Below are 23,880 nucleotides of genomic sequence, written 5' to 3' on the forward strand. Positions count from 1 at the left end.
GCTTTGGGCAATATTTCGCCTGCTCAGCCAGGGCTGGGGACGGCCCGGCTCGCTTCTCAGCAGTCTTGAGTGATTAGTTGCCCTGCGGGCGGCCACGTCCGCCACGTCCGCCAGGACCTTGCTGGCCACCGAAGCCGCCGCGACCGAAGCCCCGCTGCTCGACTTCGAATTCGGAGCCGGTCATGGACTTCAGCTTCGATTGCTGCTCGGGAGTCAGCACTTGCATCAACTCCTCCTCTGCATCTTTTCGCAGCTGAGCGATCTTTTCTTGCATCTCCTGCTGCAACTCCTGGGCTTTGGCCATCAGTTCTTCCCGCTGGGCATCGGTAATGCCGAGTTCTTCGGCCAATGGGCCCCGCAGGGCGCCTTGCAGTCCGCCACGCTGGATTTGCTGCTGGAGCTGGATTTCCTTCAACCGCGCCATCTGGTGGGGCAGCAAGATGTTGCCCATCCGGCTTTCGGCTTCGGCCCGGATATCTTCCATATCCTCGCGCATTGTCTGGAAACGATCGCGGCGTTCCTCATCCGACAAGTCCCGCATGCCTTCGAACATCGACCGCATTTCGTTGCGGAGGTCGTCCCCCATGGACTGGAGGTCGGCGAGCTGGTCGTCGGTGATCTCGAGCTCCGCCCGCACGTTGTCCGATTGCAGCAGGCCAGTGACGTCGCCGCCGGGGCCACCAAATCTACCGCGGCCACCGCCTGGCTGGGCGAGCACGTCCGCCGAGCAGGCTGCCAAGACCGCCAGGGCCAGCAGCGAAAGGGAAAAGATTCGGTTTGAGGTCATCTGAGTGTCTCCGATGATGATAGGAGGTGTAACGCGATCCGCCAGCCTTGCGGCCGCCGGGGTGTATTCGATTCGGTCCGGCGGGCGCCGTCCGCTAGGGTACCACCAAACCCGGGCGATTCGCCCGTACCGGTACCGCAGTTTATCTAACCCCATGGCGGGCAAGTGGTTTCGGCCGCCACAGCGGACTTGCTGGCAAAGTGGAGTGCACCACCAGGCGGCTTCCCTTGCCAGGGCCGACGAATCGGCGTAAGTTGTTGTCACCAAAAGCGTTAATGGATTGCCTGTCTCACGGATTCTTTCCCTCTCGCTGTGCCATGCTCAACAAGCAGACCATCGCCCGCGACTGGCTCACCCGCTATACCGGTATGCCGCTTAGCGAGTTCGGCGACTATGTCCTGCTGACGAACTTTCGGGAGTACGTCCGGCGGTTCGCGGAGCGATTTGGCTCGACGGTCCATGGCGACGACCGCCCCATGCAGGCGTCGACCAACTCGGCGGGGCTGACGATTGTCAATTTTGGCATTGGCTCTCCCAACGCGGCCACCATCATGGATCTGCTGACCGCCTATGAGCCAAAAGGGGTGCTATTTCTGGGCAAATGTGGCGGTCTAAAGGACTCGACCGAGATTGGGCACTTCATCCTTCCGATTGGTGCCATCCGCGGCGAGGGTACCTCGGACGACTATCTGCCCCCGCTGGTGCCAGCCCTGCCATCGTTCAAGCTGCACAAATTCGTTTCCCAGAAGTTGGTCGAGCATGGCCTCGAGTATCGCACCGGCGTGGTGCACACCACCAACCGCCGCGTGTGGGAACACGACCAGGCTTTTAAAGAGCAACTGCGAGAGTACTCGACCATCGCCATCGACATGGAAACCGCCACCATCTTTGCCGTCGGCCACCGCAACCACATCGCCCGCGGCGCGCTGCTGTTGGTGTCCGATCTGCCAATGACCCCCGAGGGGGTGAAAACGTCTCGCAGCGACGCCGCGGTTTCCCGAGATTGGTCGAGCGTCCATCTCGATATCGGTATCGAGTCGCTGACCGAGATCGACGAGAAAGGCGAGGCTATCAAACACTTTAGGTACTGATAGCAACCGTGGTTTCCCCCCCGCCTACCGTGACCCCAGGTGCGTGGATATTAGTGAAAATCGCGAGAAATTTCTTTAAAGCACTGGCGATGCAGTGGTGGTTGGGTAGTATGTGTCGGGCGGATTGTGTGGAAAACACTGTGATTGTTATGCGCGACGTAAGCGCAGCCACGGGCGGAATGCAACTTTGGTTCTGATTTAGTGGCAGGCATCCGCCTGTCGGAGAGGAGTATCGGTCTAATGAGGTATTGCTTTAGTGCAGCATTTCTAGCGTCGCTTATTCTCGGCGTCGCATTGCAGTCACCTTGCTATGGCGCTGTTATCAACGAGTTCTTCGCGGACGATGATGGTGGTGATGACGCCGAGTTTGTTGAACTCTACGGATCACCCGGCGAAAGCCTTAGCGGCCTCTCGTTCATCGTGGTAGATGGCGATACCAGCGGAAATACCACCTCATCGAACTTCAACCGCGTTACCGTTCAGATTGACTTCACGACTGAGTCGATTCCCGCTGATGGTTTCTTCGTTCTTGGTGGTGGAACCACGCCTAATGTGGACTACTCGTTTGGCGTTAATACGCTGCAGAATGGCAGTCAAACCTACGCTCTCGTACGCACTGCCGATATTGCTTTTGATGCCGAGGATGACGACGAGTTGACCGAGGCTTCAGTGAATGCCATCACTGCAAATCTGATCGACGCAGTAGGCTCACTTGATAATGGCGAGGGCGACCTTGTGTACTTCGGGGCCCCCGACATCAGTGATGGTACTGGCTTCGCGATTGATTCTGCACAACGCATCCCGAACGGCGTGGATACTGATTCCGCAGCCGACTGGTTGACAGAGAGCACCTTCCCTGAGAAGGAGTTGGCCGATACCGCGGCCACACCTGGCACTGTCAACGCAGCCGCGATTCCCGAGCCTAGCAGCATCCTGATGGCTTTGATGGCCGCCTCCGGCGTTGGCGCCGTTGCGATGCGCCGCCGCCTCGGCTGATTTCTGTACAGACGGTAGCGTGAGTCTCTTGTTCTGGGCAGCGGAACAGGGGCCTGCGCGCAAGTTGTTGCGGAATACTGCTGAAGGCCACGCCACGCTTCTGCGTTGGCGTGGCCTTCATGCTGCGTTTCATGACTGCTAGAGCCCCAAGCTAACATACGCAGCGGACGATAGCGGATACAAATTCAGAGAGGAAAATCTAAATGAACACTAAAGGTCTTTTGACCGCGGCGGCTGTTTTGTTGCTGCTGAATCTTGGAGCAAGTTCTGCACATGCTCAATTGGAGAACCTGCAGATCACGGAGGTCTTGTTTAACGCGCTCGGGAACGACCAAACGAAGTTCGAGTGGGTTGAAGTACGTAACACGGGATCCAGCGATATCGATCTCGATGGCTACACTTTCCGCGACTTCGGCAACTTTGTTCCCAGCTCTGCTCTGCCCATCCCACCAAACATCGTGAGCACGAGCTCAGGTGGAGATTCCTCTAATACAGTCGTCCCTGGCACGGCATCCGGAAATAGCGTGGCAGTGCTCTATAGTGGATTCAACTATGACTACGACGATGACCGCTTCCGCGCGGGTTGGAATTTGCCGTCGACGGTACCGCTAATCGCCGTCGATTTCTTTCCATCGTTGAACAATAGTGGCACAGCTCGGCAGGTAGGTCTTTGGGAAACGATCGCCGATTGGGAGGCCGACTCGCCCACGAACGAGGACGACAACCGAATCACAGAATCATTCGATAACGCAAAGCTATCCTTGAACTACACCACGGAGGCAGGTTTTCCTGGCTCTGTGACCGATGGGCACTCGATAACGTGGACTGGCAACGGCGACATCAACGACGGAAGCAACTGGATTGTATCGGAGGACGGAGTCAACGGTGCATCGACCAGTGTGGATACGATCCTGTCGGACGGAGCACGCATCAATGGCGAAGACTTTGCTTCGCCCAACGTTGTGCCCGCTGGTACACCCGCCCCAGGACTGCTAATCACTGAAGTGATGATCGACCCGGGCGAGGGACCAGGGCAAGGCGGTGGTGCCGGAAACAATGATTTCGAGTGGATTGAGGTCTACAATAATACGGGCAGCAACATCGATTTTGGTGCAACGCCCTACATCTTCGACGACGATGACGACGCCGACCTCGAAGCGGCGAATGTGACTTCCGGTTCGGTTGCAAATGGTGCAACCGCCGTACTGTTCGACGATGGCTTGGTGACGATCGCCGACATGGTGACGATGTGGGGGCCGGGCAACTATATTCCGGTCTCCGACTGGACCTCGCTAAGCAATGGTGGTGATACGGTCGCTTTGTGGAGTTCCTTGACCGATTACCAGGCTGAACCCATGACGGGTGATGGTCGAACAGTGGTGAATGCCGCCGCATCGGTGACCTACGAAGATCAAGTTGACCCGTGGCCGGACACCGGCGGCGGAAGCTCTCTGTACCTCACAGATCTGGGCGCCGCCGGCGGTAACAACGGTGCTGCGCTCCAGCTGCTGGGAGACTTCAATGGTGATGATGTGGTCGACATTGCCGATTACGTAGTCTGGCGAAATAACCTTGGTTCGACGGATCCCGACGTGCTGGGAGGGAATGGCGAAGAAACGGGCGGCAGCGCCAGTCTGGTTGACGCTGACGACTACCTGCTTTGGAAGTCGCAATTCGGCATGTCTGGTGGCGCTGTTGAGCCGGCGGATGGTTCGCTTTGGCTCCGTTCGTCCGACGATTTTGGACCGCCAGATGGACCTGGAATCGCCTATCTGTCGAATGCGCTCACTGGTTCGGTGGCGGACTACCGCGCGGGCGATGTCGGTAGTCCCGGCTTCTTTGCTGCCGTCGCTCCGGGGACGTTGGGCTCGGCCGCGGTGCCCGAACCGGGCTCGTTGGCCCTGGCAGGCCTGGCGGCGATCGCGCTTGGACTGGTTTGGCGGAAACGCTGATATCGGTCAGAGATTCTGACTAGATTGATCAAGCACAGCGCGGCGTGGAGCCCGATCTACGGTTTCCACGCCGCGTTTCTGCTGAAATGGGTTCTAACGGAACGTGTAAGTCGAGAAGCTTGACGTCTAATTGTTTACTGACACTCACAATGTCGCTATTATGCTGTCTTGGAGTTCGGCGGTACTCTCCCCCATTTCGCATTAGTCAGGAAGGCCAAACCGTCACGGCAAAGGTCTGTGGAGCATTCATGAGAACCGCCCAAGTGCAAAGGTTTCGTGCATTCACGCTCGTCGAACTTCTGGTGGTAATCGCCATCATCGGAATCTTGGTTGCTTTGCTGCTCCCCGCGGTTCAGTCGGCGCGGGAAGCTGCCCGGCGAATGCAGTGCACTAACAATCTGAAGAATTTTGGATTGGCGTGCATCAACTACGAGAGCGCCAAGAAGACGTTTCCGCCAGGTCGTGACTATCCCGATTGGGCCACCAACGGGACGCAGAATTCCAGCTACACCAACTACAATTCCGTGTCGCAGACGGCCGACCAGGAAACTGGTTTCTACAGCGTACACGTACGCATCCTGCCCTATATTGAGAACGTCAATGTCTACGACCTGATCGATTTCAGCAGGGCGCAGACGTTGCGGATGACGGGCAACATCAACTACGACGCTTACGCCAACGCGGAAGACATCTTTATTTGTCCGACGGATTCCAATGGTGAGTTCGTGGTGTCCGAGAACAACTATCGAGTTAATTTTGGCGGCTCCACACCGTACGGTGGTGCCAAGTCGTCGAGTGATCAAGACGACATCGATGCGGAAACCAGCGATGGTTTGTCCTGTCGTGGCAATGGCGCCTTCACGATTGGTCGCGGACTGAAGGCAAAGGACTTCACGGACGGACTGTCCAATACGGCCATGGTGGCCGAGCGAACCAAAGGCAGTGGCATCGATCCTGGATCAGCTCCAGCCACCGAAGCAGATGTGGTCACCATGCCGGGTCGATCCGATTCGATGGTCCCGCCTGCCGGTATGTTCCAACGATGTCAAAATGCCGGGACTTCGGCCAGTCCCTACGACTTCACCTCCACGGGACGTTGGCTACCTGGTAGCGATTTCTCCAACGGCTGGCCATTCGCGGGATATTCCAACACGCAATACAATCACGTGGCGCCTCCCAATTGGTCTGGTCGCGATTGCGGCAATTACAGTGCAATTGCCGATACGCCCGGCGAACATGCCATTCTGAGTGCTCGCAGTATGCATCCCGGAGTGGTGAATGTCTGCTTTGCGGATGGACACGTATCCACCGTTTCCAATGATGTCGACTTGGTGGCGTGGCGAGCTGCCGGGTCACGAAACGGGGGCGAAACAGTCGACGCAGTCGAATGAAGCAAGCCATCGCAACTATTTTAGTCGCCACACTTGCCGCGTGTGCGGGGTGTTCGGGGGACGCTGGAAATCCGGATCTTCGCAAGTCTGCCGAAGCGGCACTTGAGAGTGGTAAAGAAGCATTCGATCAGGGACAGTTCGATCAGGCCTACGAAATGCTCTCTCAGGCGACTCAAGGCGGGTTGAATGCAGATCTGTACTCGGAAGCCCTGGTATATCACGCAGTGGCGGCAATCCAACTCGCTAAATACGACGAAGCCAAAGCCGACTTCGATATCTTAGATCAAGGTGCCACGAACATGGACGAGGTCCTGGCGGCCAAGAGTTTTCTGGCAGCGAAGCAGGGAAACAAGAGTCAAGCGAGCCGTCTGATGTCGGAAGCGAAGCGGCTTAATCCAAAAGTGAAAAAGTTCGGCCCTTAGGCCGCTGCTCCCCTTCGATTCTTCTGCATTCAGGTCTGACTACGATGATGCTCCGCTTCTATTCGACTCGCTGTCTGTTCGCCTCGTTGGTCACGGCCCTGGCGTGTCTGGCAACATCCGCCCCAGCCGCTGAGCCTACGCCGCTGCGCATTGTGACCTTCAATGCCGAGATCCTCATGGCCCCGGGGAGCAGGGCAGGGCAACTGCAGAAGTATCGGTTCGACTTTGCCCGTCGGCAGCACCATGAGCGCGTGGCCGACGTAATCGAGGTGCTGCGGCCCGATATTCTCAATCTGGCGGAGACCACCAGTAAGGAGTCGGTCGACCTGCTGATTGAGATCCTGCATGAGAAGGGGCTCACCGACTACAAGGGCTATCACGTCGACAGCAACGACTCCTTCACCGGCATGGACGTGGCGCTGATCACGCGGCTGGAGCCCGATGTGGTCGATGGCGAGGCCATCCGCACTTATTTCTCCGGCGGCGATGATCCCACCTGGCGGCAGTCGTTCTCGTTCACCGGCTATAGCGGCAGTCGCCAGACCTCCACGGCGTCGATCTCACGGAATTCGGTCTACTTCTTCACCGTCGCGGGGCGGAAACTCGGCTTCATTGGGTTGCATCTCAAGTCGAATCCCGAAGACGAGTATTCTAACGCGCGTCGCACCGCTGAAGCGGAAGTTGCCCGGCGGATCATTCGTGGCGAAATCGTCGAACGCGGCTACATGCCCATCGTGCTGGGCGACCTGAACGATTACGACCCCGATGTCGAAGATCGGGATGACACCCGTTCGACGGTGACAGACGTGATCGCCAACCTGAAGGACTACGATGCGCAAAAGCCAGGCCCCGAGTTAGTGAACGTCGCCGAGCGAATCACGCGTGTGGCCGACCGTTATACGTCGCATTGGGACTGGAACGAGAACGGAGCCCGCGACCCGCAAGACGTCTACACCATGATTGACCATATCCTGCTTCCCAGCGAGTTGATGCCCTACGTCGAGCAAGCGTTCATCGCCCGCTGTGTCTCGCTCGACACCTCCGATCATTACCCGGTGGTGGTCGATCTGAAGCTGCCGGCCGAGTAGCCGCATCTGCAACTTACCTTTGGCTCTCACCTGGTAAAACACCCGGGAGTGGGGGCTCGGAATGCGCAAACTCCTGCGGCCCCGCGGCTACCTGGGCATTCGCCGCGCGGCCTCTTATAATCGCTTCTTCTCGGTGTACCATTCCGCGCCCGTTCAACCTTGCGTCCAGTGCCATGAACAACATCGTTTCGATGATCGACCATGCCGTATTGCAGCCGACGCAAAACGACGCCGATGTTCGCGATGCCTGCAAGTTGTGCGACGAGCTGAAGGTGGCCAGCATCTGCGTCAAACCATCGCAGGTACCACTGGCGCGGATTGAACTTCGAGACTCCCCCGTGCTGGTGAGCACCGTGATCGGGTTTCCCCACGGCGGAACGTCCACCACCACCAAGGTGGCCGAAACCATCGAGGCCTGTAGCTTGGGTGCCCGCGAGGTGGACATGGTGGTGAACCTGGGCAAGGTTTACTCGGGTGATTGGGATTACGTGCTGGCCGATATCCGCGCCGTGGTGGAAGCGGCCGCCGAACACGAATCGATCACCAAGGTGATCTTCGAAACCGGTTTGCTGGACGACCCGCAGAAGATCAAACTCTGCGAGTTGAGCGAGGAAGCGAAGGCGGCCTTCGTGAAGACCTCCACCGGTTTTGGCTATAAAAAGAACGCCGACGGACAGCTGGTGGGCACCGGGGCCACGACCGCCGATGTCGCGCTGATGCGGAAGCACACTTCCGATGCCCTGCAGGTGAAGGCTTCCGGCGGCGTGCGCAACTTTGCCGACGCCTTGAAGTTTGTCGAGCTCGGCGCCACGCGTTTGGGGACCAGCTCCACGGCGGCCATCGCCGCGGGCGCGTCTGCCGACTCGGACTACTAATCTTGTCAGACCGACAAGATTCGTTTGACACAGTTTTTCCTATCACGATTGATTCGTCACTATGCTCGACCTTTACGACAAAATTCAGGATGCTGTCGGCGCTATTCGCCATGCTTGGGATGCCACCCCGCGAGCGGGAGTGATTCTCGGCACAGGGCTAGGAAGCCTGGCGGACCAAATTGAAGTACAGGCATCGCTCGACTACGCCGACATTCCCCACTTCCCCACGTCCACGGCCACCAGTCATCGCGGCCGATTGGTGTGCGGCAACCTCAAGGGCCTGCCCGTGGTGGCAATGGAAGGTCGGTTTCATCAATACGAGGGCTATCCGCTGAAGCAGATCACGCTGCCGGTGCGGGTGATGCAGGCCTTGGGCGCCGATGTGCTGTGCGTCTCCCAGGCCGTAGGTGGGATGAACCCATACTACCAGCCGGGCGATGTGATGGTGCTGGACGATCATATCAACCTGATGGGCGACAATCCGCTGGTCGGTGTGAACGACGATCGCCTGGGCCCGCGATTTCCCGACATGTCGGCACCATACGATAAGGAGCTAATGGAGGTCGCCCTGGAGATCGCCCGTCGTGAGAACTTCGTTGCGCACAAGGGAGTGAGCGTGGCCGTGACCGGTCCGTGCCTCGAGACGCGCGCCGAGTATCGCTTCCTGCGGATGATCGGCGCGGACGTGGTCGGCATGTCGACGGTGCCCGAAGTGATTGTCGCCGTGCATTGCGGTCTGCGTGTGTTTGGCGTAGCCGTGGTCACCGACATGTGCCTGCCGGACGCATTGGAGCCGGCCAACGTCGACAAGATTATTGCCACGGCGGGTAGCGCCGAGCCCAAGCTGCGGGCGCTGTTCGAAGGGGTACTGGAACATCTGGCCAACACGGGGGTGTGATGCCCGATACGTTCGCACATGTCGCTACCGTCGCTGCCGCGATTGAAGACCATTGGCCCATTGCGCCGAAAGTCGGCATCATTCTTGGTTCGGGGCTCGGTGGGCTGGCCGATCGAATCGAGGAGGCCACGGCAATCGACTACGCCGATCTTCCCCACTTTCCGCAATCCACCGCCATCGGTCACGCCGGCCGATTGGTGTGTGGCGCCCTGGCCGGAGTGTCCGTTATCGCCATGCAGGGGCGGTTTCATCTGTACGAAGGCCACCCGGCCGATCGAGTCGCTTTCCCCGTGCGAGTGATGAACGCTTTGGGCGCCAGCGTCCTGGTGGTGTCCAACGCTGCGGGAGGGATCAATCCGCAGTACCAGGTGGGTGACATCATGGTGATCGACGATCACGTGAACCTGATGTTCCGCAATCCGCTGGTTGCCGAAAATGATCCCAGGCTCGGCCCGCGCTGGCCCGACATGTGCGCGCCGTACGATCGAGAGTTCGGCGACCAGGCTCTGGCCATCGCCCGGCGGCACGATTTTGTTTGTCACCGTGGCGTGTATGTAGGCATGTTGGGACCGACTTACGAAACCCGCGCCGAGTACCGCATGGTCCGCCGTCTGGGAGGCGACGTGGTTGGCATGTCGACCGTACCCGAAGTCATCGTGGCCGCGCAACTAGGCATGCGGGTGCTGGGCCTATCGACGGTGACCAATGCCTGCTGTCCCGACCAGCTTGGCGAAACCAGCGGCGAAGAAGTCGTCGCTGCGGCCGCATCGGCTGCGGACAAACTGACGACCATCGTCGAGGGGATTGTCGGCGAAATGGCGGAGCCTGTTTAGTTCCGCTGACCTCATCATCTTCACATACTCCACCCGCGGCCAGCGCCGTAGGCTCACGATGAACCCCACCTTCCTGATTGCCAAGAAACGAGATGGCGGCGAACTGGCCGATGGCGAGATTGCCGATCTGGTCCGCGGATTCGTGGCCGGCGAAGTGGCTGATTACCAGATGTCGGCCTTCGCCATGGCGGTTTGCTGCCGCGGGATGACAGTCGCCGAAACGGCGTCGCTAACACGGCACATGCTGCACTCGGGCGTGACGCTCGACTGGCCTGGCTCGCTGCAACCGGAGGTCGACAAGCACTCCACCGGCGGCATTGGCGACAAGGTGTCACTGCCGCTGGCGGCGATGCTCGCCTGCTGCGACTTGCGGGTGCCGATGATCTCCGGCCGCGGACTGGGGGCGACGGGCGGAACGCTTGATAAGCTGGAGTCGATTGCTGGCTTTCGCACCGATCTGTCGCTTGACGAGATGCGCGAGGTGGTCGACCGTGTGGGCTGCGTGATCAACGGCGCGACGGCCGAGTTGGTACCCGCCGACCGGCGGCTGTACGCGCTGCGCGACGTGACCGCCACGGTCGAGTCGATTCCGCTGATCACCGCCAGTATCATGAGTAAGAAGCTGGCCGAAGGACTCGACGCGCTGGTGCTGGACGTGAAGCACGGTAGTGGTGCGTTCATGAAGACGCTTTGGGATGCGCAGGAATTGGCCCGTTCGCTGGTCGACACCGGCAAGCAGATGGGCGTGGCAACCGTGGCCCTAGTGACCGACATGAATCAGCCACTGGGGTGCATGGCAGGCAACGCCGTGGAGGTGGACGAATCGGTCGCCTCGCTTGAGGGCAACGGGCCAGCCGACCTGATGGACGTGACGCTCGCCCTGGGCGCCGAACTACTGGTAATGACCGGCAAGGCCGCGGACCTTGCCGCGGCCACGACCACACTGCAGTCGACCATCGACGATGGATCGGCGCTGGCAAAATTCCGTGAGATGGTCGTCGCCCAGGGAGGTGACCTCGATGCCCCACGGCCGGTTGCGCCACCTCAGGAAGTGGTGAGTCCCAGCGAAGGTTACGTTACCGCTATCGACACGCAGATGCTGGGCCGGGCGATCATCGAACTGGGAGGTGGCCGACGTCAGCAGGGAGACGTGCTCGACCTATCGGTTGGGCTCGAGATGCTGGTGCGCCTCGGCGATCGCATCGAAGTGGGACAGCCGCTGGCCCACCTCTTTGCGAGGGCCGATCAGGCGCCACAGGCGATGGAGATGGTCACCGCGGCCATTCAACTGGGCCGTCAGGCCGCTGCTGCTCCCAGGCTGATCGTCGAGCGGGTGGAGTAGCTGCCACCTGCAGCGGGCTACTCGACACCCTCGGGCATCAGTTCCGGCATTCGCTCCAGTTCCGTGTAGAACATTGCGCTCGGATCAATCCGCTCGGCCGCCAGCCAGTCAAGGCGTTGCTCGACGCTTGGTTGCCGGCTCAGACGCGGAAGCAGCACGCACCACACGATGGCTATGGTTGCCAGGCAGGCGATGAGTTGCAGCACAGGTTGGCGCCGGTGGTTCATGGCGGTGCGCGATTAGTTGCCGTTGGGAGGGAACAGGACTCCGAACATCAGCCAGGCCATCAGCAGCGTCAGGCACAGGTTCAGCGATTGGCCGCACACGTACAGGGCGAGTGGCTTGCCCCCTTTTAGCTGGGGCAGCAACTGGCGGAAGTTGGTCTCCAGGCCGATGCATACAAACGCCAGACAGAACAACCAACTGCGACAGGTTTTGGTGGCGGTTTTGATCATCGCCTCGGTGAGTTCGGCTCCACCAGGGACGAAGGCGTGCAGCACTGAGAACACGATCGAAGCGGCCAGGAAGCCGAGTACGAATTTGGGAAAGCGTCGCCAGATTTCCCCCGCCCCCACGCGTTCGCCAGTGCGGCTGGCGTCGACTCGTGTGGTCCAGTAAACCGCCACGCAAAACGCGGTAACGCCGATCAGGATGTTCTGAATCATCTTTACCGTGGCGGCCACTTCGAGTGCGGTGTCGCCGAGCGCCGCGCCGGCCGCAGCCACGGCGCCGGTGGAATCGATTGTGCCGCCCAGCCAGGCTCCACCCACGTACGGGTCGAGGCCAATAGCCTGAATCACCATCGGCAACACGGCCATCATCACTACGGTGAACGTAAGCGACAGACTGATGGCCAGCGACAGTTCTTCCTTCTTGGCCCGGCAAGCGGCGGCCGTAGCGATGGCGGCCGAGACGCCGCACACCGACATATCGGCGGAGATCACCATGTTGAGCGTGCGCGATGGCATCTTCAGTACCCGCTGGCCGAACCAATAGGTAGTGATCAGCACGATGGGCGTTACCACCCAGGCCACGCCAATTCCGGGAAGACCGAGCGCCACCAGGCGGCTCATCAGCACTTCGGCACCCAGCAGCACGAGGCCCGTCTTGATGTAGAACTCGGTAAGAACTGCGGGGCGCAAGAAACGCGGCGTGCCAATCGTGTTGCTAATGATCAACCCGACCATCAAGGCCCACAACGCGTACTCCAAGTTGTATGCCTTCACTACCTCGTGCCCGGCCAGCACAAACGACATCAGAGCAAGCAAGAAGATCACGGCAAAGGCCGGCACGAAGCTTGCCACGCGCTCGCCACGGATTCGTTGGGCTACCGCAAACAACAGGCACAGCGCCCCACCCACAACCAGGGAACCAACCAGAGGCGAGTGGAGCACGCCCGCCGACGTGGGAATCAGAGCGGCAACGGGCGACTCCCGCCAGCCACCAGGCTTGGCGACGAACTGCCCCACATCGTTGCCGAACCAGGCCACCAACACCAGCGACACCGACAGCACGATGGCGCCGAGCCAGATAGCGAGCCAGTCGTCCTGGGCCAGGTAGGGGGAGAGTGGTGGAGGGGAAGATTCGGACCGCGGGGATGTAAAAGGCATCGTCGGAGCTGTTTACGCACGAATCGGAGGGGAGGGAGTGCAGCGAGGTGCACCACAGGGAATTGCGAGTATGTCGCACGCGAATAAGCAACGAAAGGGCGCGCGAACAGCCCGGGAATCTGGCGCTGAAGCTCTGGAATCGAATTTGGACCGGTTTTGCGGTTTCTACTTGACAACTACTGGTGAACCCGTAGAATCAACGCCGCAAGTACTGGTGGACTAGTACTTTCTCGTCCGTAGGAAATCTGGAAAGCACCGAAAATGGCCGATTTCGACCCTACCGACCGCGAACTCGAGGCCTTAAAGGTCCTCTGGGAGCGCGGGGAAGCGACCGTCCGCGAGGTCTGCGACGCGGTAAGCCAGACTGGCGAGCCCCTCGCCTACACCACCGTGCTCAGCTTGTTTCAGGTGATGGAACAAAAGGGGCTCGTCGAGCATCGAAAGCAGGGCAAGGCCTACGTCTACCGCCCGCTCGTCGAACGCAAGAATACGTTCCGGAAACTCGCAGGGGGGTTTCTCGATCGGGTGTTCGACGGCGCGGTGGACGAATACCTGGTGCACGCGCTGGAGGGGAAGAAGCTCTCGGCGTCGGAGCTCGACCAACTCGAGGCGATGATCGCCAAAGCACGGGGCAAGCAAAGCGACAAGAACAAATGGGGCCAACAATGAACGCCTGGTACGACTACGCACTCGGTTGGTTCGCCGACTACTACCTGCTTTCTACGCTACTTCTGGCGGTGGTACTGCTGGTGGGCAAATGGATGCGACAGCCGGCACGGCGGTTGACGCTGGCCTGGGCAACGGTTGGCAGTCTCGTACTGCTGGGCGTACTACTGGCGGTACCCGGTTGGTCGGTCGTGCACTTGTTCGGCACACCTCCGCCTCAGCCCGAGTTGGCCCTGCAAACCATTGAACGCACCTACCGATTGCAGGAAGCTCCGGTAGCCGAGAGTCCGTTCCAAGAAGATCAAAGGAATACCGTATACGTGCACTCTGGTACTCCGACGTTTGAGTCGTCGCTGAGTGAGTCGAGCCCGAGTACTGCGCAAACGGTTCCTGCTGCCGAAATTCACGTTGTGAATTGGAGTCCGTATGTTCTGGCTCCCTTCGTCCTGGGTTCTGCCGTTGTGCTTACTTGGCTCGTGCTCGGGGCGTGGCAAACGTATCGCATGGTGCGCCGTTCGAACTCATCTCCACCCGAGGTAGAGAGCCTCTTGTCGGCGCTGTGCGATGCCGGCGATCGTCGTCCGCGTCTGCGGCTCAGCCAATGGGTGGCAACAGGTGTGGCACTGGGATTGATCCGGCCGATGATTTTGCTGCCACAGAGTTACGCCGACCGACAGGACGCCGAGGGGCTGCGCTCCGTGCTCGCGCACGAGCTGGCCCACCTCAGGCGGGGCGATTTGTGGATGCTGGCCGCGATCCGTTGTTTGATGATCGTAATATGGGCGCATCCGTTGTACTGGTTCTTCCGCCGCCGGGTACGATTGGATCAAGAAACCCTGGCCGACGCGGCCGCGGCCGAATTGACCAGCCGCACCAGCTACGCCGAGCAACTGGTTGGCTGGGCGCGTCAACTCGAAAGCGTTCAAACCCCCACGCTCGCTGGCGCCGTAGGGCTGTGGGAAACCAAGAGCCAGCTTCGCAAACGCATTGCAGTACTGCTGGACGAACGTTTGACGATTCTCCGTGACTGCTCGAAGAAGTGGAAGCTCGCCGCACTGGTGCTCTGCGGCACCGTGGCGTTGGGGTTGAGCCTGCTGACCATCGAGCCGGGCAAGGCCAATGCAGAGGAGATGACGGCTGATGCCAGCGAGACCACGACGGACGAAGCGAGCGGAGAAGTCGCAGGTCCGCCGGCAAACCAGCGGGGAGTCCTCGAGGGGCGCGTTGTCGATCGGGATGGTAACCCCGTAGCTGGCGCCGAAGTGGCGTTGGTGCTCGGCAATAACAACCCGAATGAAATCGAAGAGTTGGTCACCACAGTACTCACGAATTCCGAGGGTTACTATCAACTTCCACTAGAAGAAGAGCAGCGAGCACGCCAGGTAGGGAGCTTGTGGGCCCGCGCTTTGGGGCATTCGCCAACGCGCGACAATGGCACCTGGTCGCTTGGCGCTTTGGATAACAAGGAAGGTTTTCAGATCGTGCTGCCGCGAGCGGATTCTACCGAGTTCGTACTGCTTGATGCGGATCGAAAGGCAGTGTCGGGCGCTACGCTGCACGTGAGGCACATCCGAGTTCCTCAGGGTGTGGGGTATCAACTTCCAAAGCAGTGGGCAGACGACTACCAGGCGATCTCTGACTCCGAGGGCCGTTTGCGTGTGATGAACATGCTCCCCGACTCGGTAGACACGGTGTTGATCGACACGGTGAACTCGGGGCGTTTGCGATACGACCTGAACTATTTTCTGAATGAGAATCCAGCACGTGTGGAACCCCACTACACGATGTGCATCCCGCCGGCTGGGTCGCTTGCTGGCAATGTGGTCAGTGAGGCACAAGACGCTCCACTGCAAACTCCGATTGCATTTACCAGCGAAGTCCGTCCGCCGTGGGGGGCGTCGGTGGGAGTGTGGGGGTTAGCCGAGGCAACGCCTGGTGAAGCCGGGCAGTTCGAAGTACCGGAGATCGCCGCGGGCGTGGTGCGAGCCGACTGGAAAGGCGACCCTAGCGAATCGTGGCGAGCCATGACCGGCGCACCCCAGAAGATCGAACCCGAGGGGTTTGCGAACTTCGCCGTCAAAGTGGTGCGGGGCGTCGAGGTGCGGGGCAGGGTGGTCAAGAGTGGCACCGGGGCTGGCTACCCAGATTTCCGCCTCACGCTGCAGTACGGAGCGACCCCGCGTGAGACACGCAACAGCGGAATCGCCAGCCGAGTGGTGACCGATGAAAATGGCTCGTACAGCGCTATTCTTCCCCCAGGCTATGTGAAACTTCGTATTCAGAGCGCGCCTCGGGACTACCGACCGGTTGAAACCTGGAAGCCCGAGGAGCAGTCGCTAACCCGCACTCCGCGGAAGATACCAACGGACGTGAAAACGTTCGAAATGCCACCTTTAGAGCTGGTTCCCACCAAGCACATCGAGGGTACCTTGGTCGACCAAAATAATCTCCCGCTGGACGACTGGTCGGTCTATGGCTATCCAACCGATGGCGACATCTCCATGAACAGCTTCGCTGGAGTCGACACACGCAACGGCGGAAAGTTCGCAGGCTACGTACCCGAAACACAATTGCCAACCGTCTGGAAAGTATCGTTCCGCGAATGGACCAACGAATTCAGTTTCGAGGACAAGAAGTATACGCCCGAGATTGTAAGCAAAGATCCGTTGGTCTTGCAGGTTGACGTGGATGGGCAGACGAAAGAGCAGCGCGAAGCGAAGGACGTCGAAGAGATCTCGGTATCCGAGGAGAACGAAGGCTCGGCAAATGGCGAGCAAAGCAACTCGGCGAAAAGCACGGTCACAGGCACACTCACCCGCGCCGGCGGACAACTCGGTGTGGGCACGCCGAATTTCCGCTTCGAGCAAGACACAACGCCCAACGTGGTGGAGGGCATCTGCCAGACGCCCGATGGAGAGCCAGCGAGTGGTGTGACTGTTTCGCTATATCGTAGTCGCCAGCGGTCGGACGACTTTCAGCTGCTACACAGCCTGCAAATGGGTGCGGATGGTCGCTTCAAATTTGCTGACATCTTGCCCGCGGACAAAGTCGCCACCGCTGCAGATGACTGGAGTGATGAAATCTATCGTGGCGAGTCCGACGCCTACATGCTAGTCGTTAAGAAGCCTGGTTCCGTCACTCGCTACGCCAGTGCCGTCAAGCCGGCGATCGCCACGGGCATCAACGCTCGCATCACGCTCGAACCCTCGGCGACGCTCACCGGCGTCGTCACCGACCCCGACGGAAAGCCCGTCGCGGGGGCGCAGGTGAGCGCCAGCCGGGGTGTTACCTCAGCGCTGCCTCCGGGGATACATACTGCTCGGACCGACGCCCAGGGGCGCTACTCCATCGATGACGCCGCGCCGTTTGATCGCGAGCAGTACGATAAGGCTATGCTCGAAGCGGGCGACAGTTTATTGCTAGACGTTTGGGTAGCTGCGGAGCCAGCCGTGGGTGAGTCGGAGGGCAGATTGCCCCCGGTGTTGAGCGTGACGCATCCCGACTATGCCCTGAAGCGAGTTCCCTACGACGCGATCCCCGGCACCACGGACGTCCAGCTCGAGCTGTCTGCTGTGATCACCGGGCGGGTGGTCGACGTGGATGGCAAGCCGTTGGGCGGCGGGCAGGTGCAGGCCTATTCGGAAATTGGATTTTCGCCCGATGCCGATACGGTCTACGGTCAATTCTCGCTGTCCGCGGAGACGGATGACGAGGGACGATATCGAATCGAACAATCGCCCGCGGGAGTCTACGACTTGCAGCTGGTGGTTGCCAATTCTGCGATGCCGGAATCGTTGCCTCGTGGCGTAACTGGACTGGAGGCCAAGGCGGGCGAGGAAAACTCCGCCCCCGACATTCAGCTGCAGCGCGGTGGGCTGGTGGAAGTGCAACTCGTAGACGTTCAGACCGACAAGCCGATCTCGCTGAAGCCGGGCGCCGAGGCACACGTAAACGTGGAAACGGTAGAAGCCGGCAGGATGAATGGAAGCCGCTATTTCCGTTCTCCAGTTGGAGAGGATGGCAAATTCACGATGCGTAGCCTGGCCGGCTCGACGAAGATTTCCGTGCAGCAAGCAGGCACGCCCTACGATAGTGTCACCAACTCGATGCCCGAGTGGCAGGCCGCCAACGGGTACCAGAACGTCCAAACGGTTGATGTAGTTGCTGGCGAGACGGTGAAGATCGATATGGAGATGCAGAGTCTTGAACTCAACAACAAGCTAATCTCGCTGGGCCGCGAGGCCAACCTGCTTAGCCAGCAGGGCAAGTACGCCGAAGCGGCTCAGAAGCAGACCGAGGCCATCGAAATTGCGGAGGGTACCGAGTTCGTGGCGTCCCACCTGCTGATGCGAGCCAACTACTGGGAGCGGGCCAAAGAGCACCGCAAAGCAATTGCCGACATCGAGCGGGTCACCTCGATGGAAACGGCATCACCCCTGGCAAATATTTTTGCCCAATTGCAACTTGCCACGCTGCTGGTGGAATGCGAAGACCAGTCGCTCCGCGATTACAAGCGAGCCATCGAGCTAGGTGAGCCGGCCCTCGCCGAAGTCGAAGCCATGGATCAGGGCTCTCCAGTTCAACCGGAGATCATCAAAGCCTACGCGGCGCTGGCCAAGGCGTACGAGGCGACAGGCGAACCTGAGAAGGCTCGCGAGATACGGGAGCGGCTGCGCAAGTCGGAACCCAAAGCCGATGGCGAGAGCAAGCCAGAGAAAAGCAGTACGGCCGAAACCGAATCGGCCATCAATGTTAGCGCTACCGACATCCCCACCGAAACACTCGAAATCCGCGTCGTCGATGAAGATGGCGAACCTGTGGAAGGGGCCACACTGACCCCCGCCGGGCTGCGAGCACCGAACGACGGCAGCTACTACGGTTGGGGACAAGGTATGCCCGGTATGCCGCCGGTAAAGGAGTATCGCACCGATGCGGACGGTCGGGTGTCGTTTGCGTATCCCAAGTACATCATCGAGCGCAAGCCGACGGCCGTTCTGATTGTCCATGCTGCACATGCCGACTTTGTGGATGGCGATACCGAACTTCCCGTCGAGTTGCCCAATCCGACCGTGGTACTGAAGGCTGGTGGTCGGGTGGAGTTTGAGGTGAAGCTATCCGACGGGACGGTGCCGAAAGAGCGATTGTATTGCGTGTCGGAGAGGTGGGGAGTGGACAATAGCGAGCTCATCGCCGCAGGAGTGCTGCAAACGCCGGTGCTACCTGTCGAGAAACAGACGCTGAGGGTCGTCTATCTACCGGATGATGGGCCCGCCCAATTCAGTACGCTCGTTACCGTTGCACCAAAAGCAGGTGAGACGATGCGCGAGAGTGTCGTGCTGCATCCGGGCACGCGATTGGTTGGGGAACTGGACGAGAGCGTGTCCCGACCCGTGGTGGACGGACATGTGATAGCACATGTCGAAGGATCATTGGGTAACAGCTGGGAAGATTGGGCCAAGATCGCTGAAGATGGCACGTTTGTGTTCGAGTCGTTGCCACGAGACGAAGGAGAAGTAGTCCAACTGGTGGGCGTTTGCGACGGATTCGTGTCGACGCCACCGGGAGGGTGGAATGATGAAACCAAGAAGTCCGCTCCGCAACTGGTGGCCTTGGACGAAGGCGAGGTGCGTCACATCCTCGCCATGGCCCCCACGGCAAAATACCTGTTGCATCTCACAGATGAAACAGGCAATCCCATTGAAGGAGTGGAGGCAACCCTGGCTCCTAACGTGCAGTGGAGAAGCGGGGCCAGTAGCATTGTCGGGTATCCCAAATTCTCAACGAGAGATATGTTGGTCGAGCGAAAAACCGCGAGGGACCTCTGGAATCCGGACGACTATCCCTACCGAGCTATTTCGGACGCAACGGGCACGGCGACCTGGCTTAACGTTCCACCGAATGAGAAGTGTATGCTGCAGTTGTCGCACGATGACTACCAGCTTCCTGTGAGCAACGACTTTGGCACAGCTTTGCGACTCAGAATGGTTGAGGTGGCATCGGGAGCCTTTACCGAAGAGACCATTGAGCTGGAGCTAAAAGGGCAGGCTTTGCTCGGGAGCGATGGCGAGGTGGCCGTGGATGCGGCGGGTGGAGAGACTCCGGCTGATCCCACCAAGCTTAGCGGCATTGTCCTGGGTACCGATGGTAAGCCGCTGGCCGACGTGGACGTCGACGCCTGGACTTGGCATCCTGGCAACGAAACAGAATCCGACAAAGAGGGACGCTTCGAGCTCACGGGGTTTGAGCCAAGCGATGACGTGGAGATCGAATTCACCAAGCCCGGCTACTGCCCGCGATACTTCGTGTCGAAGCGGGCCGGCTCTCGTGGTTGGATTGTGAGGATGAGCGATGACACCTGGATGGAGGGCATCGTGACCGATGCAGCAGGTGATCCTGCCCCCGGTGTAGAAATCCGCGCCGAGCGAGGCCCCTTTGACAACCCTAACGGTGTCATTGGAGAGGTGAAGACCACAACCACGACGGACTCCAAGGGACGCTATAAGCTCATGTTGGAGCCCGATACGTATGCGCTGAAGATTCGCGACAACCAGGGGCAGGTCTTCCGCCAAGCGGGGCTGAAGCTCGGGACAGGCGACCATCGCAACAACGATATCCAGCTCGCGCCAGGTCTGACTTTTCGCGCCAAGATAGTCGACAGTGAAACAGGTGAACCGGTAGAGGGCATTACACTGTGGAACTGGCGGCATCAGGGCATCGAAGGAACCTCCGGTGCCGACGGCATGCTGGAGATCCCCGGCATGTTTCCCGGAGCCTTCGCATTCCAAGTGACCGCCAAGGGGGCGGACCGCACGCGTGACGCGTGCGCCGGCGATTACGCTCGCTGGTGGAGTCCGGACGCACTTAAGGACCACCAACGCAAGAGCATCCAGCCAGGCGAGTTTCAGCGAAACTTGGACGACCTGGATTTCGACCTCGATGGCGTGAGTGGTCCACTCGAGCCAGTGACGATTTTCGTCGAGAAATGTGCCATCGTTCGCGGGCGAGTGGTAGACCCTGACGGCAAGCCGGTCGCTGACGCTACGGTCGCACCGGCCAAGACGGGTAGTGGCAATTCGCTCACTGGCGACACTCGTTACAGCTACACGACCGCTGAAGATGGCACGTTCGAAGCCAAGCTACCGGCCTCCGGTGGCGCGGTCTACAACCTGGTCGCTCACGATGGCAAATACGGCGAGTGGCGCAACTGGGCCAACGGCGTCGGCGAGCCTTTTGTGACGCAGCCAGGACAGGAAATCGACGGCGCAGAGCTGCAACTGACACGTGGGGCCACCGTTCGCGGGCAGGTGCTGAACGCCGCCGGCAAGCCCGTCGCGATGACTCGAGTCCGCGCCGCACCGACCGACAAGTTCGACAATCGCTACTACCATCCCGAGGTGCGTACCGACGGCCAGGGGCGGTTCGAGCTGAAATTCATCCGCCCGGGCGAGCATTGGATTCAGGCCGAGCCGTTCTGGTTGCGAGCAGAGGAGGCGCCACCGGGAACGTCGAAGAAGGTGCAGCTCAAGCCAGGCGAGGTGGTTGAAGGAGTGATCCTCGCATCGCCCGGGGCGCCGGTGGATCTGGAACTGGAGGTTACTCCGCTGTCGAATCAAATGGCGCCGGACGGGGCCGCGGAGGGAGTTGCTGCTGAGGAAGAGCCGAATGCCCCGCCCCGCACCGATTTCACGCTGGTGATCGCCAAGCACATGATGCTGTTGGATGGTAAGGAGTTCATCACCTGGCAGGACCTGGAGGATCGGATCGCGAAGCTGCCTGATCCGAGTGTGGCTCGCTTGCACTACCAAATCACTCACGCCGCGTTGGAAACGGGAGCTCAGGAATTACAGAGGGCCGAACATCAGCGTCTGGCCGACAAGTTCAACTTCCGTGGTTATTCGATTGGCGGATTCTCGTTGCGGGGATCACACCGGTTTGACCAACTGGAAACGGCTGCTGATCTGATCGACGACCCGGCGGATGCTTGCGTTGGCCAGGTGATTGATAGCGAAGGCCAACCGGTGGAAGGAGCAGAGGTGATCTTCGGCCCGCCGGTGGATGAGTCGCTGTTCTACAGAACTCGCGATATCTACTTGGAGAACGGTAAGCTCCGGTCGCACCTCGACGATGTGGTGGCAGTGACCAACGCCGAAGGTCGATTCACGGTCTATCCAGCCGAAGACGATTTGAAGTACTACCTGATCGCCATGCACCCGGAGCATGGTTTCGCGCTGGTCACACGGCAGGGACGCGATTCAGGTGAGCCGATTCGGCTGGCGAAATGGGCGAGCATCCAGAGTACTATCCTCCCGGCGGAGGGAATGGAGCAGACGGCAAGCGTCAGTACTCGAGTTGCCGAGCAGGAGGGGTTGCCGGAACTGTCCCTCAATATTCATGTGCCGGACAGTCAGCCCCGACCGCACAATGGGGAATTCAACTTCCTGTGTGTTCCGCCCAACCTGCCGTGCTACTACCAGCGTGGTATCAAGAAACCGCAGGGCGTGACGATTTCGCTTCCTACCCAGGAGTTGACTCTCAAGCCGGGCGAAGTGCGCGAGATCACACTCGGAGGTCTCACGCCCGATGAAGCCGATCGGCTCGAACTGCACGAACAGATGATGGAGCGTCGACAAGGATCGACGGACCGGAAGAAACTCGACGACGCGGACGCCACTTACTCGGCCCACGTGATTGATGCCGAGACTGGAGAGCCGATCGAGCAGTTTTTGGCACTGCCCGGCACCAGCTTCATGGATGGCTACGGCTGGCAGTGGCAAGATCATCTGATTACCAGCTTTGCAGATGGCCAATTGGTCTGGCCCCCCAAAGGCAGACGCCCCTACCAGTCGCAAGCGATTCGCGTCGAGGCGGAAGGCTACGTGCCCTTCGAAACGAAAGAGATCTTGAGCGACGCGCCGCAGCGGGGCCAGACAATTCGGTTGCAACCCTCAGATGGCATTGCTGGGCGTCTGGTGGACGCGGACGACAAGCCGGTGGCCGGTGCCACCGTGGCAATCGCCATGTGTGGCCGAACGGTACGTATAGATAAGGGGAAGATTGTCCGGCGCGAGTTGCCAGCCGATGCGTCGCTTCGCGACCGGTGGGGGCAACCTCGGTCGACCACCACGGCCAAGGATGGGGCCTTTACGCTGCCGGACGAGTCGGCCCCGGCGGTTCTCATCGCCACCCATCCTGAAGGAGTCGCCATTCTTAGCCTCGAGTGGGTTCGCGAGCACGGCAAGGTGCACCTCGAACCGTGGGGCCGCATCGAAGGGCAGGTTCTGTGGGGCAAGACTCCCGGCGCCGGTGAGTCGATCACGATGTCGGCTCGCGGACATCGTGATCCAGCCGGACTCTCCATCATGCTGATGCTTCATTGCAGCGACGAAGTCACCTCGGGCGACGATGGCCAGTTCGTTTTTGACAAGGTTCCACCTGGCGTGGTGCAGGTGTCTCGCGCCAGCAAGCCCACCGGCGAGTCCCGAATTCGCACTCTCCGCCCGACGCAGTTCGTTGAAGTGCTTCCCGGCGTGCCGACCGAGATGATCTTCGGCGGTGGCAGGCCGGTTATCGGCAAATTGGTGGGCCGCGAGAGTTGGGAAGGCGTTCGGCTGAGCATTGCCACGGACGCCCCGCCGTTTAGCGGCCCTATCGACATGATTCAACAGGACTGGAACGCATACTCCGATTTCAACGACTCCGAGGCGGGCAAGCACTATTCGAAGCAGAAAATAAAGGTCAACGACGACGGTACCTTCCGCATCGAGGGCGTACCGGCCGCGCGGTTTAATATTTCGGTTGTGCAGTGGCAGGACGAAGAAACCGCCACGCCCATTGGCCGCTCGACCTTCCGGATGGAGACGATCACCCCTGGCGAAGAGAAGACGCCGCTAGACATCGGGCAGATTGAAGTAGCTCCCGCGCAGCAGTAA

At 59.9% G+C, this 23,880-nt stretch carries 15 protein-coding genes; 12 read left to right on the forward strand and 3 right to left on the reverse strand.

Annotated elements, in window-relative coordinates:
• Positions 1 to 73: 73 nt before the first annotated feature.
• Positions 74 to 787, reverse strand: coding sequence for a hypothetical protein (locus NG895_RS27150; protein ID WP_252855709.1), 714 nt, complete (start codon positions 785 to 787; stop codon positions 74 to 76).
• Between the two features lie 317 nt (positions 788 to 1,104).
• Between NG895_RS27150 and NG895_RS27155 the strand changes: the two genes are divergently transcribed.
• From NG895_RS27155 to NG895_RS27200, 10 genes are all read left to right on the forward strand, one after another.
• Positions 1,105 to 1,878, forward strand: coding sequence for an AMP nucleosidase (locus tag NG895_RS27155; RefSeq protein WP_252855710.1), 774 nt, complete (start codon positions 1,105 to 1,107; stop codon positions 1,876 to 1,878).
• Between the two features lie 240 nt (positions 1,879 to 2,118).
• Positions 2,119 to 2,874, forward strand: coding sequence for a PEP-CTERM sorting domain-containing protein (locus NG895_RS27160; protein WP_252855711.1), 756 nt, complete (start codon positions 2,119 to 2,121; stop codon positions 2,872 to 2,874).
• A gap of 203 nt (positions 2,875 to 3,077) precedes the next feature.
• Positions 3,078 to 4,826, forward strand: coding sequence for a PEP-CTERM sorting domain-containing protein (locus NG895_RS27165; protein ID WP_252855712.1), 1,749 nt, complete (start codon positions 3,078 to 3,080; stop codon positions 4,824 to 4,826).
• Positions 4,827 to 5,074: 248 nt separating this feature from the next.
• Positions 5,075 to 6,217 carry a DUF1559 domain-containing protein gene (locus NG895_RS27170; protein ID WP_252855713.1) on the forward strand — a complete coding sequence of 381 codons (1,143 nt, stop codon included), beginning with the start codon at positions 5,075 to 5,077 and terminating at the stop codon, positions 6,215 to 6,217.
• Entirely contained in the window at positions 6,214 to 6,639 is a 426-nt protein-coding gene (locus NG895_RS27175) for an outer membrane protein assembly factor BamD (protein ID WP_252855714.1), read from the forward strand. The genes NG895_RS27170 and NG895_RS27175 overlap by 4 nt, the downstream gene beginning before the upstream one ends.
• A gap of 44 nt (positions 6,640 to 6,683) precedes the next feature.
• Positions 6,684 to 7,727 carry an endonuclease/exonuclease/phosphatase family protein gene (locus NG895_RS27180; RefSeq protein ID WP_252855715.1) on the forward strand — a complete coding sequence of 348 codons (1,044 nt, stop codon included), beginning with the start codon at positions 6,684 to 6,686 and terminating at the stop codon, positions 7,725 to 7,727.
• Positions 7,728 to 7,900: 173 nt separating this feature from the next.
• Positions 7,901 to 8,602 carry a deoxyribose-phosphate aldolase gene (gene deoC / locus NG895_RS27185; RefSeq protein WP_252855716.1) on the forward strand — a complete coding sequence of 234 codons (702 nt, stop codon included), beginning with the start codon at positions 7,901 to 7,903 and terminating at the stop codon, positions 8,600 to 8,602.
• 61 nt (positions 8,603 to 8,663) lie between these two features.
• A complete protein-coding gene (locus NG895_RS27190) occupies positions 8,664 to 9,500 on the forward strand; it encodes a purine-nucleoside phosphorylase (RefSeq protein ID WP_252855717.1) in 837 nt (278 codons plus the stop codon).
• Positions 9,500 to 10,333 carry a purine-nucleoside phosphorylase gene (locus NG895_RS27195; RefSeq protein WP_252855718.1) on the forward strand — a complete coding sequence of 278 codons (834 nt, stop codon included), beginning with the start codon at positions 9,500 to 9,502 and terminating at the stop codon, positions 10,331 to 10,333. The genes NG895_RS27190 and NG895_RS27195 overlap by 1 nt, the downstream gene beginning before the upstream one ends.
• Positions 10,334 to 10,391: 58 nt before the next feature.
• Positions 10,392 to 11,675, forward strand: coding sequence for a thymidine phosphorylase (locus tag NG895_RS27200; RefSeq protein WP_252855719.1), 1,284 nt, complete (start codon positions 10,392 to 10,394; stop codon positions 11,673 to 11,675).
• Between the two features lie 17 nt (positions 11,676 to 11,692).
• Here NG895_RS27200 and NG895_RS27205 read toward each other — a convergent pair whose 3' ends face one another.
• On the reverse strand, positions 11,693 to 11,902 hold the full coding sequence (locus NG895_RS27205; protein ID WP_252855720.1) for a hypothetical protein: 210 nt from the start codon (positions 11,900 to 11,902) through the stop codon (positions 11,693 to 11,695).
• Positions 11,903 to 11,914: 12 nt separating this feature from the next.
• Positions 11,915 to 13,285, reverse strand: coding sequence for a YeiH family protein (locus tag NG895_RS27210; RefSeq protein ID WP_252855721.1), 1,371 nt, complete (start codon positions 13,283 to 13,285; stop codon positions 11,915 to 11,917).
• 261 nt (positions 13,286 to 13,546) lie between these two features.
• Between NG895_RS27210 and NG895_RS27215 the strand changes: the two genes are divergently transcribed.
• A complete protein-coding gene (locus NG895_RS27215; RefSeq protein WP_252855722.1) occupies positions 13,547 to 13,954 on the forward strand; it encodes a BlaI/MecI/CopY family transcriptional regulator in 408 nt (135 codons plus the stop codon).
• A complete protein-coding gene (locus tag NG895_RS27220) occupies positions 13,951 to 23,880 on the forward strand; it encodes a carboxypeptidase regulatory-like domain-containing protein (protein WP_252855723.1) in 9,930 nt (3,309 codons plus the stop codon). The genes NG895_RS27215 and NG895_RS27220 overlap by 4 nt, the downstream gene beginning before the upstream one ends.

It is taken from the genome of Aeoliella straminimaris, from assembly GCF_024054565.1.
GTDB lineage: Bacteria > Planctomycetota > Planctomycetia > Pirellulales > Lacipirellulaceae > Aeoliella > Aeoliella straminimaris.